The 18035-nt window shown below is 43.6% G+C and carries 18 protein-coding genes; 11 read left to right on the forward strand and 7 right to left on the reverse strand.

The genetic code is table 11. The features are described 5' to 3' along the window. Window positions 1-14 precede the first annotated feature (14 nt). Complete coding sequence (gene gabR, locus ACYH0L_RS02130) at window positions 15-1439, reverse strand: MocR-like transcriptional regulator GabR (RefSeq protein WP_249704764.1); 1425 nt, start codon at window positions 1437-1439, stop codon at window positions 15-17. A 108-nt stretch (window positions 1440-1547) separates the two neighbouring features. Here gabR and gabT point away from each other — a divergent pair, with 108 nt between their 5' ends. Genes gabT through ACYH0L_RS02145 form a run of 3 tightly spaced genes read left to right on the forward strand, consistent with a single transcriptional unit; the run spans window position 1548 to window position 5643 of the window. Next, on the forward strand, window positions 1548-2864 hold the full coding sequence (gene gabT, locus ACYH0L_RS02135) for a 4-aminobutyrate--2-oxoglutarate transaminase (protein ID WP_099726048.1): 1317 nt from the start codon (window positions 1548-1550) through the stop codon (window positions 2862-2864). A 21-nt stretch (window positions 2865-2885) separates the two neighbouring features. Beyond that, window positions 2886-4274: an APC family permease gene (locus ACYH0L_RS02140; protein ID WP_099726047.1), complete on the forward strand. Its 1389-nt coding sequence runs from the start codon at window positions 2886-2888 to the stop codon at window positions 4272-4274. Then, complete coding sequence (locus ACYH0L_RS02145) at window positions 4249-5643, forward strand: NAD-dependent succinate-semialdehyde dehydrogenase (RefSeq protein ID WP_099726046.1); 1395 nt, start codon at window positions 4249-4251, stop codon at window positions 5641-5643. The genes ACYH0L_RS02140 and ACYH0L_RS02145 overlap by 26 nt, the downstream gene beginning before the upstream one ends. 44 nt (window positions 5644-5687) lie before the next feature. Here the strand turns inward: ACYH0L_RS02145 and ACYH0L_RS02150 are convergent, their stop codons facing one another. From ACYH0L_RS02150 to ACYH0L_RS02160, 3 genes are all read right to left on the reverse strand, one after another. Next, on the reverse strand, window positions 5688-6284 hold the full coding sequence (locus ACYH0L_RS02150) for an NAD(P)H-dependent oxidoreductase (RefSeq protein ID WP_099726045.1): 597 nt from the start codon (window positions 6282-6284) through the stop codon (window positions 5688-5690). Window positions 6285-6415: 131 nt separating this feature from the next. Beyond that, a complete protein-coding gene (locus ACYH0L_RS02155) occupies window positions 6416-7030 on the reverse strand; it encodes a YcnI family copper-binding membrane protein (protein WP_099726044.1) in 615 nt (204 codons plus the stop codon). A 16-nt stretch (window positions 7031-7046) separates the two neighbouring features. Further along, window positions 7047-8681: a copper resistance CopC/CopD family protein gene (locus ACYH0L_RS02160; protein ID WP_482354315.1), complete on the reverse strand. Its 1635-nt coding sequence runs from the start codon at window positions 8679-8681 to the stop codon at window positions 7047-7049. A gap of 506 nt (window positions 8682-9187) precedes the next feature. Between ACYH0L_RS02160 and ACYH0L_RS02165 the strand changes: the two genes are divergently transcribed. From ACYH0L_RS02165 to ACYH0L_RS02185, 5 genes are all read left to right on the forward strand, one after another. Continuing rightward, complete coding sequence (locus ACYH0L_RS02165) at window positions 9188-10630, forward strand: PTS mannitol transporter subunit IIBC (protein WP_099726042.1); 1443 nt, start codon at window positions 9188-9190, stop codon at window positions 10628-10630. Window positions 10631-10725: 95 nt separating this feature from the next. Further along, a complete protein-coding gene (locus ACYH0L_RS02170) occupies window positions 10726-11160 on the forward strand; it encodes a PTS mannitol transporter subunit IIA (RefSeq protein WP_099726041.1) in 435 nt (144 codons plus the stop codon). 1 nt (window position 11161) lies between these two features. Further along, a complete protein-coding gene (locus ACYH0L_RS02175; RefSeq protein WP_099726040.1) occupies window positions 11162-12283 on the forward strand; it encodes a mannitol-1-phosphate 5-dehydrogenase in 1122 nt (373 codons plus the stop codon). 98 nt (window positions 12284-12381) lie between these two features. Beyond that, window positions 12382-14130, forward strand: a complete 1749-nt coding sequence (locus ACYH0L_RS02180) for a methyl-accepting chemotaxis protein (protein ID WP_482354316.1) — start codon at window positions 12382-12384, stop codon at window positions 14128-14130. A gap of 226 nt (window positions 14131-14356) precedes the next feature. Further along, window positions 14357-14749 (forward strand): RidA family protein, encoded by a 393-nt coding sequence (locus ACYH0L_RS02185; RefSeq protein ID WP_099726038.1) that lies wholly within the window; start codon window positions 14357-14359, stop codon window positions 14747-14749. A 43-nt stretch (window positions 14750-14792) separates the two neighbouring features. Here ACYH0L_RS02185 and ACYH0L_RS02190 read toward each other — a convergent pair whose 3' ends face one another. The 3 genes from ACYH0L_RS02190 to ACYH0L_RS02200 are packed head-to-tail and all read right to left on the reverse strand — an operon-like array spanning window position 14793 to window position 15760. Beyond that, window positions 14793-15035, reverse strand: coding sequence for a DUF2651 family protein (locus tag ACYH0L_RS02190; protein WP_099726037.1), 243 nt, complete (start codon window positions 15033-15035; stop codon window positions 14793-14795). A 26-nt stretch (window positions 15036-15061) separates the two neighbouring features. Further along, window positions 15062-15355, reverse strand: coding sequence for a DUF5316 family protein (locus ACYH0L_RS02195; protein ID WP_099726036.1), 294 nt, complete (start codon window positions 15353-15355; stop codon window positions 15062-15064). Between the two features lie 27 nt (window positions 15356-15382). Continuing rightward, entirely contained in the window at window positions 15383-15760 is a 378-nt protein-coding gene (locus ACYH0L_RS02200; RefSeq protein ID WP_099726035.1) for a VOC family protein, read from the reverse strand. A 184-nt stretch (window positions 15761-15944) separates the two neighbouring features. On the opposite strand from ACYH0L_RS02200, the gene ACYH0L_RS02205 reads away from it, so the two are divergent. The 3 genes from ACYH0L_RS02205 to ACYH0L_RS02215 all read left to right on the forward strand — a co-directional run bounded on the left by ACYH0L_RS02205 (window position 15945) and on the right by ACYH0L_RS02215 (window position 18017). Further along, window positions 15945-16211: an excalibur calcium-binding domain-containing protein gene (locus ACYH0L_RS02205; protein WP_099726034.1), complete on the forward strand. Its 267-nt coding sequence runs from the start codon at window positions 15945-15947 to the stop codon at window positions 16209-16211. A 104-nt stretch (window positions 16212-16315) separates the two neighbouring features. Next, window positions 16316-17095 carry a Cof-type HAD-IIB family hydrolase gene (locus ACYH0L_RS02210; protein WP_370461130.1) on the forward strand — a complete coding sequence of 260 codons (780 nt, stop codon included), beginning with the start codon at window positions 16316-16318 and terminating at the stop codon, window positions 17093-17095. A gap of 163 nt (window positions 17096-17258) precedes the next feature. Beyond that, window positions 17259-18017 (forward strand): LamB/YcsF family protein, encoded by a 759-nt coding sequence (locus ACYH0L_RS02215; RefSeq protein ID WP_482354317.1) that lies wholly within the window; start codon window positions 17259-17261, stop codon window positions 18015-18017. The last annotated feature ends 18 nt before the right edge of the window (window positions 18018-18035 follow it).

The raw sequence follows: 18035 nt of genomic DNA on the forward strand, positions 1-18035 counted from the left end.
AGCAGCTGGCTATTTTATTTCCCATAAATCGACTCGTACAGCCGTTTCACCGCTGGCTGAATATCCTCTGGCCGCATATGTGAGAAGCCGAGGACGAGCGGGACAAAGCCTTCTTGATGCCCTGGCAAATGCTCATCAAGGGTAAAACGGTCCATCCCGTACATTTTCAGCTTTCTTTCTTTGGCTCGCTTTAAAATGTCGTGCTGCGTTCGATCTGAGCGGAACTCTGCGATAAAATGAAGACCTGCATTTTCCCCAATAATGCGCACGTTGTCAGCAAAAACAGTGTCGAGTTCTCCGATGAGCTGCTTCCTTTTTTCTTCATATAATCCATTCATTCTCTTAATATGCCGCTGATACGCGCCGTCTTTAATAAAATGAAGAAGGGTGTATTGGGTAAAAAGATTGGCTGTTTGAATGAAAAAATGCTGTTCTTCCTTATAGCGTCTTAATAAATGCTGCGGGAGCACCATGTAGCTGATCCGCAAGCCGGGCAGCAATGATTTAGAAAAGGTCCCCATATAAATGACTTTGTCATATCGATCAAGGCTTTGCAGCGCTGGTATGCTGTCTGTGCCATACTTAAATTCACTGTCATAATCGTCCTCAATGATATAGCGGTCTTGCTGATCAGCCGCCCAGTTTAACAACTGTATCCTCCGAGAAATCGGCATGATGACCCCTGTTGGGAACTGATGAGAAGGGGTAATGATTAAGACATTCGGCTGTTTTTTGTGAATGTCGCTCATCCGCACACCTTTTTGGTCAATCCCAATCGTTTCAATTCGGTGATGATTGTTTTTCAGCATTTGATAGAGCCTGCGGTAGCCAGGGTTTTCTAACCCGTATACTTGATCAGCCGGAAGGATGCTCGATAACGAATGAATGAGTGACTGTGTGCCTGCGCTTAAAATGAGCTGCTCTGGGTAGCATTTAACGCCTCGTGCAAGTCCAATCAGCCGGGCAATCGTTTCCCGCAGCTCATAAATGCCTTGTGGATGCGGAAGCTCACCAAAGGCTTCTTGGTGAAGACTGATCGCCTTTTGTTCACTTTTCAGCCAGCTTTTAAAAGGAAAGTTTGCTGTATCAACGGAGATGTGTGAAAAGGAATACCAGTCGTCTCGCGCAATAGGCTCTTCCTTTAAATCCGCTGGAAGGGAAGAGGGTTTCAGCTGACCTGCTTCATGAAACGTTTCAAGTGATTCCACAAAAAAGCCTTTGCGCTCAACCGAATATAAATATCCCTCGGCAAGCAGCTGTTGATACGCGCCATTCACCGAATTGACGCTGACTTTTAATGTATCGGCTAACTCTCGTTTAGAGGGTAATTGATCGTGCGGCTGAAGATTTCGATTTAAAATTTCATCTTTAATTTTTGTATAGATTTGATGATAAATAAATCCGTTTGCTCTTGTTTGATCTAGTTGAATTGTCAGCATCACGCCATTCCATCCTCTCTGATACCATCAAAAAAATGATATTGGTACTTTCTATCATACCAAAAAATATTCAGAATAATAAAAAAGACATAAAGGGGATGGATGACAATGAGTCAAACGACAACAAACCGTTTTTCAACAGAAGAATGGCAGGGGAAAAGAGATCAATACGTCGCAAGGGGCGTCAGTAATGGCAACCGTCATCTTGCAGCGAAAGGGAAGGGAGCCGAGCTGTTCGATATTGATGGGAATCGTTTTATCGATTTTGCAGGCGCTATCGGTACATTAAATGTAGGGCATTCACATCCAAAGGTTGTGGAAGCGGTGAAAGCACAGGCAGACAGTCTGATTCATCCAGGATTCAACGTGATGATGTACGAATCCTATATCGAATTAGCAGAAAAGCTATGCCACCTAACGCCAGGCGACCATGACAAGAAAGCCATTTTCTTAAATTCAGGTGCAGAAGCTGTTGAAAATGCGGTGAAAATTGCCCGTAAATATACGAAACGACAGGCTGTTGTATCTTTTACAAGAGGCTTCCACGGCAGAACAAATATGACGATGAGCATGACGAGCAAGGTCAAGCCATATAAATTTGGGTTCGGGCCATTCGCATCAGAGGTGTATCAAGCACCGTATCCTTATTACTATCAGAAGCCTGAGGGATTAAGTGATGCGGCCTACGATGAGTACATCATTGATCAATTCAATCAATTCTTTGTGGCAACCGTTGCACCAGAAACCGTTGCTTGTGTGGTCATGGAGCCTGTCCAAGGGGAGGGCGGATTCATTGTACCATCGAAGCGCTTTGTACAGCACGTCGCTTCATTCTGCCAGCAGCACGGTATTGTATTTGTCGCAGACGAGATCCAAACAGGTTTTGCGAGAACGGGGAAATACTTTGCCATTGAGCACTTTGATGTTGTGCCAGACTTAATCACTGTGTCAAAATCACTTGCAGCTGGCCTGCCGCTAAGCGGTGTCGTTGGCAGAAAAGAACTGCTTGATGCAGCGGATCCAGGCGAGCTGGGGGGAACGTATGCTGGAAGTCCGTTAGGCTGTGTGGCAGCATTAGCGGTTCTTGATATCATTGAAACAGAACAATTAAATCAACGATCTGAACACATTGGACAAGTCATTGAGGACAAAGCAAATGATTGGAGAACAAAGTACCCATTCATTGGAGAAGTCCGGAGATTAGGGGCAATGGCAGCAATTGAAATTGTGGAAGATCAAAGAACGCGTACACCTGATAAGAAAACAGCCGCTGCGATTGCAGCATATGCAAATGAGCATGGGCTGCTCTTATTAACGGCAGGGATTAATGGGAATATTATTCGCTTTTTAACACCACTTGTCATCACAGATGAGCTGCTGCATGAAGGATTAGGGATCATCGAGGACGCCTTCAAAGCACGCTAAACAACAAAGGGGGATGGTTGTATGCAAAAACAAAAAATGGCTAAAACCATGTCGCAGTCAGACGTAATGTTTTTGTCCATTGGTGCAATGCTTGGCTGGGGCTGGGTTGTACTTTCGGGAGATTGGATTTTAACAGCTGGATTTTTAGGAAGTGTGATTGCCTTTGTCATAGGGGGCATTCTCGTCATCTTTATTGGACTCACGTATGCCGAGCTTTCGTCGGCAATTCCAGAGACAGGCGGAGGGCTCGTCTTTGTCCAGCGGGCCTTTGGGATAAAATCAGCGTTTGTCTCCGCATGGGGCGTATTGTTTGGTTATGTGTCCGTCATTACGTTTGAAGCTGTCGCACTGCCGACAGTGATTGACTATGTCATTCCAACACAGCATGTTGGTTTCCTATGGAATATAGGGGGATGGGACGTTTATTTCACGTGGGTATTGATTGGATCTGGCGGTGCGTTATTTTTAACAGCTCTGAACTACATTGGCGCAAAGCCTGCTGCCATTTTTCAGTCAGTGTTCACAGTGGCGATTATTCTGACAGGTTTTCTCCTTTTAGGTGGAGCGACGTTTAATGGCGATTTTGCAAACCTTGAGCCGATGTTTCAAGGCGGGGTTGGCGGTCTCATGGCCGTTTTAGTCATGATTCCCTTTTTATTCGTTGGATTTGATGTCATTCCGCAAGTGGCGGCAGAGATCAATGCACCGAAGAAAATCATCGGGAGAATCTTGATTATCTCCATCGTGAGTGCGGTTGTTTTTTATCTGCTCATTGTCTTTGGCGTATCGGCTGGGTTGTCAAAGGGCCAGCTTGAAGCCTCTTCATTGGCGACAGCAGATGCCATGGTGCAGCTTCTCGGTCATCAAGCATTTGGGACAGTGCTTGTGATTGGCGGTGTAGCAGGAATTGTGACGAGCTGGAATGCTTTTATCATTGGTGCAAGCCGTATTTTATACGCAATGGCGGAAAGAGGCATGATTTCCAAATGGTTTGCGTATATTCATCCAAAGTATAAAACACCGACAAATGCGATTTTATTTTTAGGGGCACTGGCCTTTTTTGCTCCACTGCTAGGCCGCCCTGCCCTTGTCTGGATTGTGAATGCAGGCGGTGTGGGAATTATCGTCGGGTACTTAATTGTGTCCATCGCCTTTATGAAACTTCGCAAAACAGAACCCGAGCTTGAGCGTCCATACCGCATTAAATATTGGCGGACGACAGGCGTTTTAGCCATCGGACTTAGTCTCCTTTTTCTTTCATTTTATTTTCCGGGGATGCCGGCGTCTCTGTCATGGCCAGCTGAATGGATCTTGCTTTTAGGTTGGGCACTCATTGGGTATATACTATATGTAATGAATCCAAGAACGAAGGAGAAGGTAGAGCATGACAAACGAACTCAAAGTGTATAATCCTGCAACAGGGGAAGAGATTGCTTCAGTTGCTCAGCATACAAAAGAACAGATCGAAGACGCGATATCTCGCTCACACAAAGCATTCAAAACGTGGGCAAAAACGTCAGCCCATGATCGTGCAAATATCATCCGCAAGTGGTTTGATCTCATGATCGAACATAAAGAAAGGCTTGCAAAAATCATCACGGAAGAAAACGGGAAGCCTTATCAAGAAGCATTAGGGGAAATCGTCTATGCAGCTGGATATATTGAATGGTATGCAGAGGAAGCAAAGCGAATCTATGGCAGAACCATCCCGTCTCATACGACAAATAAGCGTCTTTTCGTCACAAAGCAGGCAGTCGGTCCTGTCGCTGCGATTACACCGTGGAATTTCCCTGCGGCGATGATTACGAGAAAGGCAGCACCAGCACTGGCGGCGGGCTGTACGTTTATTGTGAAACCTGCTGAAGACACGCCGCTCACGGCCATTGAACTTGTGAAATTAGGACATGAAGCCGGGATTCCAGAGGATGCTCTGCAATGGGTTGTTGGAGATGGAAAAGAAGTTGGTGAAATCTTCACAGATAGTCCATTGATTCGCAAGATCACGTTTACAGGCTCAACGCCAGTCGGAAAGCATCTGATCAAAAACAGTGCGAGCACAGTGAAACACGTATCGATGGAACTTGGCGGTCATGCGCCGCTGATCGTAGACAAGGATGCAAATCTTGAACTGGCTGTGAAACAAGCAGTAGCATCTAAGTTCCGCAATGCAGGACAAACCTGTGTCTGTGCCAACCGCTTAATTGTACATGAGGAGATTCATGAAGCGTTTGCTCAAGCGTTCAGCAAAGAAGTGAAAAAGCTGAAAGTGGGAAATGGATTTGAAGAAGGCACATCAATCGGTCCAATTATCAATAAGCGCGGCTTTGATAAAATTGTCGACCAAATTCAAGATGCAGTGGATAAAGGGGCGAAAGTGCTTGTCGGCGGCGATACGGATTTTGACGATGAGAAGTCATATTATTTTGTTCAGCCAACGGTGCTCACACATGTCGATCCTTCGATGAACATCATGCATGAAGAGACCTTTGGTCCTGTGGCACCGATTACGACGTTCCAAACTTTAGATAAGGCGATTGAATTAGCCAACGATACACCTTTTGGACTTGCGGCATATTTCTTTACAGAGAATTACCGGAACGGACTCTACATCTCAGAGAATCTTGATTACGGTATTATTGGCTGGAATGATGGCGGCCCATCGGCTGTTCAGGCACCTTTCGGCGGTATGAAAGAGAGTGGAATTGGTCGTGAAGGCGGTATTGAAGGCATCGAGCCATATTTAGAAACAAAATATGTATCCATTGGTTTAGATGGATAATGAACGATTGAGACTGACCGAGAAACCTCGGCAGTCCTTTTTTATTAAACAGCTGGCGGGAAGAGTTGATCCACTGTTTCTTTCGTTTCCTGGAGGATTTCGTGGATATAATCAGCAGATGCTTGATCCATGCTGCTAAATAAAAGCCGTTCGACAGGCTCAACACCGATAAAACTGAAGACTTCTGTATCAGTTGTCATGTGATGGGAAGGGGGAACGATCATATTGGAATCAAGAAAGGTCCTTGGGGCATCGTGTGTGTTGATAATAACACCTTTTTTGTCCCGAAGAAGATTTTCAATAGCCCCGTGCTCATTTACCTGATAAGCAAATCCCTCCGAAAAGACGCGCTCCACATAGCCCTTTAGCATAGCCGGCAAGCCTGTCCACCATATCGGAAAAATAAACGTCAGGACATCCGCTTGTTGAATAAGCATCTGCTCTGTTTGAATGGCGATCGGCACATCACCGCGTTTGATCGCAGCCTTTTCGGCTATGGTGAGCTCTGGCTGAAAGCCGAGGGCATAGACATCACGAACAGTCACATCATGACCATTGTTCAAAAGAGTGCTCACAACAAGATCTAATAGCGTTTGATTTAAGCTTTGCTGGGGATGAGCAAATATAATTAGATGGTTCATCTCATAGCCTCCTAGGTGGTCATCTGTCTCATTATGGCATGCGCCTGCATCCTATTCAATCCTATATTGGAAATGATAGGTTGGGAAAATAAAAAGCGATCGCTTCCGAAAAACGATCGCTCATGTATGATTTATTTCTTTCTAAAAGCAAGACCAAGTGCAATAAGTGCTACGACTAGAGCGGCAATGGACAGGCCAAGGACAAGTGGTGAGGAAGAAGTGGACGCTGTTTCAGACGCTTTTTCTTCTTTTGGTTTTTCTTGACCATGTGAATCCGTTACGGTATTAGATGCAACAATGTTTGTGATGGAATGAGGTTTATCAGCGTCTTGATCGCCAGTCCATTCAACGACCGTTCCATCTTTATAATATTGATACGCATCCCATGCAGCTTCACCTGCTTTTTCAGGATTTTTTGCCACAAAAACGAATTGTTGGAACTGTCCAGCAAGTACACCATCACCCGTTGCTTCCCAAGTGACTCTTGTCACCTTGCCATCTTTCTCTTCAGTTGTTGTTTTCCAGCCAGGTACTGGCTCGTATTGTTGGAACTCTACGCCTTTAGGCATTGTGATGACAACCTTTGTTGTCGGGCTGTCACTTTCAGAAGGTACTTTTAACGTATAAGTTTCCCAAGCGTTTGTCGTAGACGTATCAGGTTTGACTGTCACGTGCGCACTCACAGGAATCGCCAGTAAAAATGAAGCGAGAAGCATTGGTAATAAAGCTTTAACGTATTTTTTCATGTGATCTAAACTCCTTTTAGTTTCTTCTAATAAATGTGGTATCGATCTTTTCAAAAGAACCAGTCAACGCATGGATGTCAATTTTCCAAGTGCCTTTTTCATTTAATAAGAGATTTTCAGCAGAGAAATGTCCATTTTTTAATCGTTTCAGCTGAAATTCACTCGGGGACTCATCACCGAACAAGGCAACTTTATGGATATTGGCTGTCACAGATTGAATGTCAGTGATCGTTTGTCCATCCTTCTTTGTAAATGCCACCTCAAATGTATTTTTCCCAGGGGCATTCGGGGTAATGCTCAAGGACACAATGTCACGATGCTCGACCTGATTTGCTCCAAAGAATGGCTCAGGTGCAGGCGGCGGAGGGCTTGGAATATTGGTGAACACAGCCGTTAATAACAAAATAGCGATCCCAATGATCCATTCTGCCCGTAAGGAAACATGGCGCTTCTGCTTCTTTTCCCATCTCAGCATCAAGTAGTGGACAAGTCCAAGGAGGCCCATGATGATAAATAAACCAAGCTTGATTAAAAAGGTTCGTCCGTACGCTGATTGGAAAAGGGCATCAAACGATTGCAAAATAAAGATGGCATTCACAAATCCTGAAAACACAATGAGTCCAACAGAAAGCAGTGCCCACGGATGAAAGGCTGTCAGTGTCCTGCGTATGAGCGGCTGATCTTCATCTGGCAGCTTCTTCATTAACAGAAGGACAATGGCTGTTAAACCACCGACCCAAATGGATGCAGAGACGAGATGGATGAAATCAAGTGACGTTGTCAGTATTTTATTATCTGTTGCTGCTGGATGACCGATTTGTGCTTTCAGCCAAAGGAGCACCGTGAAAATGAGCAGCGGGAACAGCCATACCCGAAAAGCAGTGAAGTTCCCTTTTTTCATCGCCACAATGGTCCAAATGGCAAGAAGAACAAACGATGCCATGAGCATCATCCACAGACTCCCACCAGAAGTAGACGCAATGGTTTCTTGTAAAAGCGATGGGTGAAACGCCCCCCAGAAGGACACGTCTGCTGCTGCTTTTGTTTGAATCGGCAGCTGGAACACGAGTGCTCCGCCCATCATGATCAGTGACAATGTCAGAAGCCGCTTCATTCGTTTAGCTAATACGTGTGAAATGGCTGCTTTAAACCAAAACAGTCCAAACAAAATGGTTCCGAGGAATAAGCTGAACGACGTATAAAGAAAGGTTTTGTCAATGGTCGAAGCCATATCGATTGATTCATTCGATTGACCTTGATCTAATTGGTCAAATCCTCCATCCGCTTTTCCAATACTAAACGGGATCATGCCAGAGACAGAGTGTCCATCCGCAGATACCGCATTCCACTGAATGGTGTAAATCCCTTTTGGTAAATCCTTTTTTAATGCAGCTTCCATGATCTTTTGATCTTGAATGACCGTATCTCCCTTATCCACACGATCACCCTTTGCATTGAACACCTTAATGGCATGAAATCCGCTTTCGATTCCTTCACTAAATGTGATCGAGACTGAAGGAGGCTGCTGATCCAGCTCTTCATTTGCCGCTGGGTTCGAGCTCACGACGTATGCGTGAGCAAATGCTTCCTTTGGAATGAAAAAAGCGAACATGACCATAAGAAGCAGAAGCCACTTACTATTTTTAAACAAGGTGAATAACCGCCTTTCTACCTATGAAAATGTCTCATGTATCAGAAAGAAAGCGGCAGTAAACTGTGAGTCACAGAAAAAACCGCTCCTCCTATTGTACCGCCCTCTCTAAAAGGTAAACGAAACAAACAGCAAGATGGTTCACTTTTTCTGTGTCGTGTCTGCGCAGACGTTTCTTGAATGAATAGGTTTGTTCAATATAAGCCTATTCGATTTAAGAAGAGGAAACAAGAAGTGACCATTTGAAAGTTGTGAAATTCCAATGAATTTTGCGCCAAAACAACGGCATATCAACCTTTTCACCTGTTATAACCTGTGATCTGACAGAGAATTCACATCATTTTTCAATTTTGTCACACACTAAGTGACAAAGTGACGTTTAGTTTCAATTGAAGGGAAAGTGAAAGCGTTTTACGATAGGGATAAGGGCTTCACTGACACTTGTTATTATATCTTTTGACCTATAAAGCCCTGAATAAAGGGAGAGAAGAAAGGAGTTTTCACAGATGCAGGAAAAAAGCGGATTCCGCGTAAAAGTACAGCGCTTTGGAAGCTATTTAAGCGGTATGATTATGCCGAATATTGGAGCGTTTATCGCTTGGGGACTTATTACAGCTTTGTTCATTCCGAGCGGTTATTTTCCAAATGAACAATTAAATACACTCGTTGGACCAATGATCAACTACTTACTGCCGCTATTAATCGGTTACACAGGCGGTAAGCTCGTATATGACCACCGAGGCGGGGTACTCGGTGCAACCGCTACGATTGGGGTCATTGTCGGTTCGGACATCCCAATGTTTTTAGGTGCCATGATTATGGGACCACTTGGTGGTTATCTGATTAAGAAAATTGATCAGCTGTTCAAAGATCGTATCAGATCAGGCTTTGAAATGCTTGTGAATAACTTCACGGCAGGTATTCTAGGTGCCATTCTTGTCGCAATTGCTTTCTACGCAATCGGCCCAGTGGTACTAGGCCTTAATAAAGCTCTTGCGGCAGGTGTAGACGTCATTGTCAATGCACACTTGCTTCCGCTGGCGAGTATTTTCATTGAACCGGCTAAAGTATTGTTCTTAAACAATGCGATTAACCAAGGAATTTTAGGTCCTTTAGGAGTCGAGCAAGCGGCGAAGACGGGTCAGTCCGTTCTGTTCTTACTTGAAACAAACCCAGGACCAGGTTTAGGTGTTCTACTTGCATACATGTTCTTCGGAAGAGGGAATGCAAAGCAGTCTGCACCGGGTGCGATTGTCATTCAATTTTTAGGAGGAATTCATGAGATTTACTTCCCGTACATCTTAATGAAACCAAAGCTCATTTTGGCGGTGATTGCAGGGGGAGCCAGCGGCGTTCTGACCTTTACACTTTTAAATGCAGGATTAAAGGCTGTGCCATCACCAGGAAGTATTATCGCGCTCATGCTGATGTCTCCAAAAGGCGGCCACCTTGCCGTTCTAGCAGGTGTTGTGGTGGCAGCGATCGTATCCTTCCTTGTTGCTTCTGTGATTTTAAAAGCGTCCAAGGCAGCAGATGAGGATCTAACAGCAGCAACAGAAAAGATGCAAGATATGAAAGGGAAGAAAAGTGCAGCAGCGGCTGCTCTAACTGCACAAAAGGAAGAAGCTCAAGGAAGCGAGCAATCAGCATCTCCGAGTGATGTCAATCCAGATGACGTGAACAAAATTATCTTTGCCTGCGATGCAGGAATGGGCTCAAGTGCGATGGGCGCATCCATCTTAAAGAACAAAGTCAAAAAGGCAGAGCTTGATATTGACGTGACAAACACATCTATCAGCAACATTCCAAATGATGCCGATGTGGTCTTTACTCATAAAGATTTAACAGACAGAGCCAAGGCAAAACTGCCAGGAGCTGTGCATATCTCAGTTGATAATTTCTTAAACAGCCCGAAATACGATGAGCTGATTGAGAAATTGAAAAAATAACATGACGAAACGGGTTGAGTTCAATTTTTCCTTATTGAACTCCCCGTTTTGGTTGTTTTCCTGTTTTCCATTCTAAAAAAGGTGTGTGATCATTTATGAAACAAGTACTTTCAAAAGACAATATTTTTCTAAACGAACAAGCAGGCTCTAAAGAAGAAGCCATTAAAAAAGCAGGCGAAGTCCTAGTGGCTAACGGCTATGTTACAAGCGATTATGTCGACAAAATGTTTGAAAGAGAAAAGATCTCTTCTACATTTATGGGGAACGGGATTGCGATTCCTCATGGAACAGAGGATGCCAAAGCCGCTGTCCTTCATTCAGGGATTTCAATCATCCAAATTCCAGATGGCGTTGAATATGGAGAAGGAAATATCGCCAAAGTCGTATTTGGCATCGCTGGTAAAAACAACGAGCATCTCGATATTCTTTCTCAAATTGCGATTGTTTGTTCAGAAGAAGAAAATGTAGAACGCATCATCCATGCAAAGGATCAGGATGAACTGATCGCCATCTTTAACGAGGTGAACTAACATGAAGGCCCTTCATTTTGGAGCAGGAAATATTGGCAGAGGGTTTATTGGATCTTTGTTAAAAACATCAGGCTTTGAGCTTGTGTTTACCGATGTAAATGAAGCGGTGATCCACGAGCTGAATGAAAGAGGAGAATACACAGTCGAGCTTGCAGCACCAGGTCAGAAGCAAGAAGTAGTAGGTCCTGTTTCAGCGATCAATTCCGTGCAAAATCCAGCGGCATTAACAGAGGCCGTTGCAACAGCAGATTTGATTACAACAGCTGTTGGACCAGCCGTATTGAAAATCATTGCTTCATCTATTGCTGATGGATTAAAACAAAAAAAGCCTGACCATATCGTCAACATTGTTGCGTGTGAAAATATGATTGGGGGCAGCTCTCATTTAAAAGAAGCCGTCTTCTCTCATTTAACAGCAGATGAAGAAAAAGCGCTGTCACGTACAGTTGGTTTTCCAAACTCAGCCGTTGACCGCATTGTTCCTATTCAGCAGCATGAGGACATTTTGAAAGTATCAGTCGAACCATTTTTCGAGTGGGTCATTGATGAGACGGGCTTTATTGGAGGTGTTCCTCAGATTGACGGAGCGACCTTTGTACAAGATTTGACGCCGTATATTGAGCGCAAACTCTTTACTGTCAACACAGGGCATGCACTAGCTGCTTATGTCGGGTATCAGCAAGGCGTTCAAACGATTAAAGAAGCCGTCGATACACCAGAGATTCGCCAAGTGGTTGAAGGTGCACTTCACGAAACGGGCAGCTATTTAATTGACACATATGGCTTTCAAAAAGAAGAACATGATGCGTATATACAAAAAATCATCAAACGATTTGAAAATGCCTTTATTTCCGACGAAGTGACTCGTGTCGCACGTTCCCCGCTTAGAAAGCTGGGGGCAGATGACCGCTTAATTGGTCCAGCGAAGAAGATCAAACAGCCAGTTTATTTAATCAAAGGCATTGCCGCAGCTTTGGCTTACGACTTTGCCGCAGACGAAGAAGCGGTTCGTTTGCAGGCATTAAGAAAAGAAAAAGGCATTGAAGGTGTGCTAGAAGAAGTATGTGGCCTCACGCCAACAGACGATCTCTATCAAGCCATTCTTAAAGAAATAGCTCGATAACCAGAAAATCCCTTTCCGACGAGTGAAAGGGATTTTTTGATGACTTTTTTAATACTTTACCCCGCTTGACGATATATGAAGTAAGGGGGAATTTGTATATGAAAAGGAAAATGTTTTCGTCAAGAAATGTCTTTTTTCAATTAATGTCTGCCATTATCGTGATCACGATCTTAACCGGCGGACTTGTTGGAACAACGGAATATTTGTTAGCGAAAAATGTCTTAATTGATGCGGGGAAAGCAGATTTAAAGCACATCGTCAGCGGAGCGATGGCCACACTTGACCAGTTGAATGACCGTGTGGAGAAAAAAGAACTGACGCTTGAACAGGCGCAGGAACAAGCGCGCATTTACTTAAGCGGGCCTAAAAACGACAACGGGAAAGGATACCAATTTCAAAAATCGGATTTTATCTATAAAAATAAAGGCTATCTCGTCGCATATGGAGCGGATTATTCATCACAAGTCCATCCTGTCAACGACATTGGCGTCATCCCGGATAATACGACCAATCGTCAAAAAATGGTCGCTGGAGCCACAGCAAAAGGCGAGGATGCACACTATGTGACCTATCTAGATAAGGACGATGCAACTGGGGAAGAAAAGCAAAAGCTTGCTTATATGAGCCAGTTCACGCCGTGGAATTGGAGTGTAGGCATCGCCGTCTTCCAGGATGAATTTTATAAAGAATTAGAGCAGATGAAGCTCTATATGATTCTCATTACAGCGGGTGTTGCTCTCCTGAGTCTTGGGGTCTTTTATTTGGCCGCGCGAGGAAAAGTCAGGCTGCTTAAGCAAGTCACCGCAGCTTCAAAAGAAATTGCGGCGGGAAATATAGAACGCACGAACTTAAAGGAAACAACGGATGAAATCGGACAGCTGGCAAAAGGCTTTAACCATATGTCAGGAGAGCTTAGAACACTTGTGAGCGGTTTACAGGAAACGAGCAGCCAGCTTGTTGAATCAGCGACAGATTTATCGGCGATATCTGAAGAAACCTCAGCCAGCAGTGAAGAGATTGGTCGAGCCATTGGCGACATATCGACCGGAACGCTTCATCAGGCATCTGACCTTGATGCAGCCAATCAACAAATGACCCAGTACAATCAATCCATCGAAAACGTCAAAGAACAAAGCGATCAAATTAAACGAATTTCTGACCAATCGAATCAATCATCACAGCAGGGCCAGCAAATTGTTCAGCAATTAAAACAATCAAATGAACAATCCATACAGGCATCTCAAGGCATTAGAGCAGGCATCGAGCAGTTAAGTACAAAAGTACAGGATATCTCTCAAATCACAGATACGATTGAAAGCATTTCAAATGAAACCAACTTACTTGCACTGAATGCGAGCATTGAGGCAGCCCGCGCAGGAGAGCATGGCAAAGGCTTCTCAGTTGTTGCGAGTGAAGTGCGGAATTTAGCTGAGCAGACAAAACAATCAGCGGTTCAAATTCAGCAAATGATTCAAGGCATTAAAGAAGAAACGACTGCAACAGCCGGCATGATGTCCAACACAATGGATCGTTTTGCAGAGTTAGATGAGGCGGTACACGCAACAGAACATGAATTCAATGCCATCTCTACGTCGATTTCACAAACCATTGTCGAAACAAATGCGATGACAAAAGAGCTGAACGCACTGCTGGAGCAAAAGGATCTCATCACAAAAGCGATGCATGGAGCGGCACATATTTCTCAAGAAAATGCTGCTGCTATTGAAGAAATCACAGCATCTACAGACGAACAAGTGACAGCCATCTCCAATGTGGCCAAGGCAGCAGAAAGACTCAATGAGCTGAGTATGCGATTGAATCAGGATATTGCACGTTATCGTCTATAAATCATTTTGACTGCGTGTCTCGCGTAAGGTAGTATGAAGTTATTGAAACCCTGCTCACAGGATAAAAAAAGGAGTGTTCCGGTCATGAAAAAGAAAATATTGATGTTCTTATCTTGTGGCTATGGATACTCCACTGCTGTTTTCTTTTAGGATAGACAGAAATTGGTGAAGTCTGTCTACATGATGAAGAATCTAGCAGAAAAATCATAGTGAGTGAGGGATCTACATGGAAAAAATCACGAGGAAAAACCCAGAATGTATGCCGAAACCAGTGGGCAACTATAGTCATATCACAAGAGTGCCAAAGGGTGCGGGGTTATTTGTTACATCGGGTCAAGTAGGAACAGATATGGATGGGCAGATACCATCAAGCTTAAACGACCAAGTAACAAATACATTTGAAAATATTAAAAAAGTCCTTGAATCAGAAGGACTGAATGAAGAGCATGTGATTAAGGTCAATATATGGGCAACAGAAGAAATCGACTGGGATCATCTATATCCTCAGTGGGATACGATCTTTAAAACAGCTTACCCATCAATGACGGTTGCTTATGTATCAGCTTTAGGATGGCCTGAGCTGAAAATTGAAATTGAACTATGGTGCGCCGATATTTGATCAAAAAAAGAACAGTGCAAGCTGTTCTTTTTTTCATGAGTATTTATGAAACAGCTTTGATTCGCTTTGTGATCAATCCAGCGAGAAACGTAAAGACTGTGTAGATCATGACCCAAATGAGAAAGGATTCATCCCCGCCAATATAGGTGAACATCAGGATGACACTCGCTAACAACACAATCAAAGTTGGCATCCAAACCTTCTTCAAAAGCAGCGTGCCGAGAATACCAATCAGCACGGAGATGATGGGAAAGCCAAATACAATCAATAACACAAAGACAGCCATATCGCGAACTCCTTTTTATCAAGTGTTTACATCAAAACATATAAGACTGCCGCAGCCATATGTGGAAGTGCAAAGATCATAAAAAGAAAAGCCGTATCAAGACGCCACATGCGGAGCTCTTTTGTTTCAGAGTGATAGGCTGCTCGTGTTTCTTCCCCGTTTGTCCATGCACCCATTAAAAATCCAGACACAACGATCCCAATAATAGCGATCCCACCACTGACAAACCCAATCCACTCATAGTGCTGTAGAATGATAGCGGCACTGCAAATCACAATCATTGAGCAAACACCGGCGAAAAAAGCATGTTTTTTTCTCATTCCGGTTCACTCCCTTCAACAATGACATTAAGAGATGGCATCACATATTTCAATGTAATGACCATCAGGATCAGACACATAAGCGACGGTTTGACCCCATGGTTTTTTTGCGGGTTCTTTGACGATAGGTACCCCTTTTTCTTTCATTGACGCAATCGCTTGATCCACATCGTCGACGACAAAGCCAATCTCAAAGGTTTGAGACGAGCTATTCGCCTCTGGGACAGGTAATCCAAGTGCATCTTTTACATCTTGGCGCGAATTAATGGATAAGGTCACTTCTCCAGTATCAAACTCAACATAGGATTCAACTCTCAATTTAATAGGGAAACCAAGTACATGCTGATAGAAATGAATGCTCGCCTCAACATCGTTTACATATAGAATGGTATATTTCATTTTCATGTGAAAAACTCCTCTCTTCATATACGTGTCAAAACCGGAAAGGTTTCCCACCTATTTTATCATATAGTAAATAAGGCGCATCCAATTCCAAAAAAAACAATATTTTTAGCTAAATAGACTTGAAAATCAAAAAATGGTGAATTATGATAAAAATGTAAAATGAGAAAAAATAGGGGGATTACACATGTTGAAAAAAATCATGGTGGCTGTCTTGTCTTTAGGTCTTTTACTAAGCTTTACACAAGTCGACACTCACACAGCGGATGCAAAGACAGTCAAGTACAAAAACTGCAAAGCACTCAACAAGGTTTATAAAGGCGGAGTGGCGATCAGCAAAAATACGAAAAACAAAGGCGGCAAAACAAAGTACAAGCCTTATGCATCAAAAGCGCTTTACTTAAAAAATAAACACCTTGACCGCGATAAAGACGGCATTGCTTGTGAACGCTAAACACATGTGAAAAGACCTGTAACAAGGTCTTTTTTTCTATGGGATCATTCTCGTCCCTTTGTGCCATCATCGTCTTTATATTAAAATAAAGATAGTTTCAAAAAATGATACAAAGTGGGGTACTCAATTTGTCAACACAAGCTGATAAGAAAGACATCCGATTGATTGCCATTGATATGGATGGCACACTATTAAATAGTGAGCACGTCATTCCTGAGGAAAATAAACAAGCCATTAAAGAAGCAGAAGCGAAAGGGGTCCATGTCGTCATTAGCACAGGGCGTACGCTGATAACTTGCCGAGAGCTTGTGGAGCCGCTCAAACTCTCCTCCTATCTTGTGACAGCAAACGGAAGTGAGATTTGGGATTCAAATTTTCAGCTGATCGAACGAGATCTGCTCCATCCTGATCACGTCCAAATGATGTGGGATCTAAAAAACAGGTACGAAACCGATTACTGGGCTTCCACTGTGGATAAAGTGTGGAGAGGTGAATTCCCGGATCGAATACATGACCATGAATGGCTAAAATTTGGCTTTGATATTCATGATGATGACGTTCGTGAGGAAGTGCTCAATACATTGAAAACAAATGAGCATCTAGAGATCACAAATTCAAGTCCAACCAATATCGAAGTCAATGCGGCAGGCATTAACAAAGCTGCGGCACTTGCAAAGATAGCAGAACGTATTGGCTGTACAATGGACAACGTCATGTCACTTGGCGACAGCCTAAATGATATGGCCATGATTCAAGAAGCCGGATTAGGAATTGCGATGGGAAATGCGCAAGAAGTGGTGAAAGAAGCCGCTGATTGGATTACGGCTCCTAATACAGAACACGGTGTAGCAAAAGCTATCCAACATTGGGTGCTATCTAAATAAAAAAGCGAGAGGACATCCCCTCTCGCTTTTTTGCTTTCTCCTAGTTCTATTGTTATGTTTTCTGACAATTTCATGTGCAGTCTCTCCAAAGTTGGTATAATCAATATAAATTCGAATATTCGGACTTGTGATTCCGTATTTCGGAACATTAAGGAGGGGTCCTATGTATCAAGTGGATATCAACTGTGATTTGGGAGAAAGCTTTGGTCAATACACAATCGGTGCAGACGAACAAATTCTTGAATATGTCACCTCAGCCAATATTGCTTGCGGTTTTCATGCAGGAGATCCAACGGTGATGAGAAAGACGGTCAGAATGGCGCTAGATAAAGGGGTTCAAATCGGTGCGCATCCAGGTTTGCAAGATTTAGTCGGCTTTGGCAGACGTCCAATGGCCATCTCGGCAGAGGAAGCCTATGATCTCGTCATTTATCAAATTGGAGCTCTATCAGCCTTTCTCAAAGCAGAAGGCGGCAAGATGCAGCATGTCAAACCACACGGTGCTCTCTACAACATGGCGGCTAAAAATACTGAATTATCTGAATCAATTGCGAAGGCTGTATATGATGTTGATCCGAACCTTGTGTTATTTGGTCTGTCTGGCAATGAACTCGCGTTAGCAGGTGAAAAAATAGGTCTTCAAGTGGCACATGAAGTCTTTTCGGATCGGACGTATCAAATTGATGGGACACTAACGTCCCGCCGCGAACCACATGCACTCATTGAAAAGGATGAGCTGGCGGTCGAGCAGGTCGTTCGTATGGTGCGAGAAGGAAAGGTTCGGACAGTTCAAGGGGAAGATATTCAGCTCAAAGCAGATACGGTTTGCATTCACGGAGACGGCAGCCATGCGCTTCAATTTGCAAAAACCATTACAGCGAAGCTAAAAGAAGCCAATATTCACATCGGGGCCTTTCAATAAAAAACGACATCAAAGGGG

This window comes from Bacillus sp. MC1252, assembly GCF_056838025.1.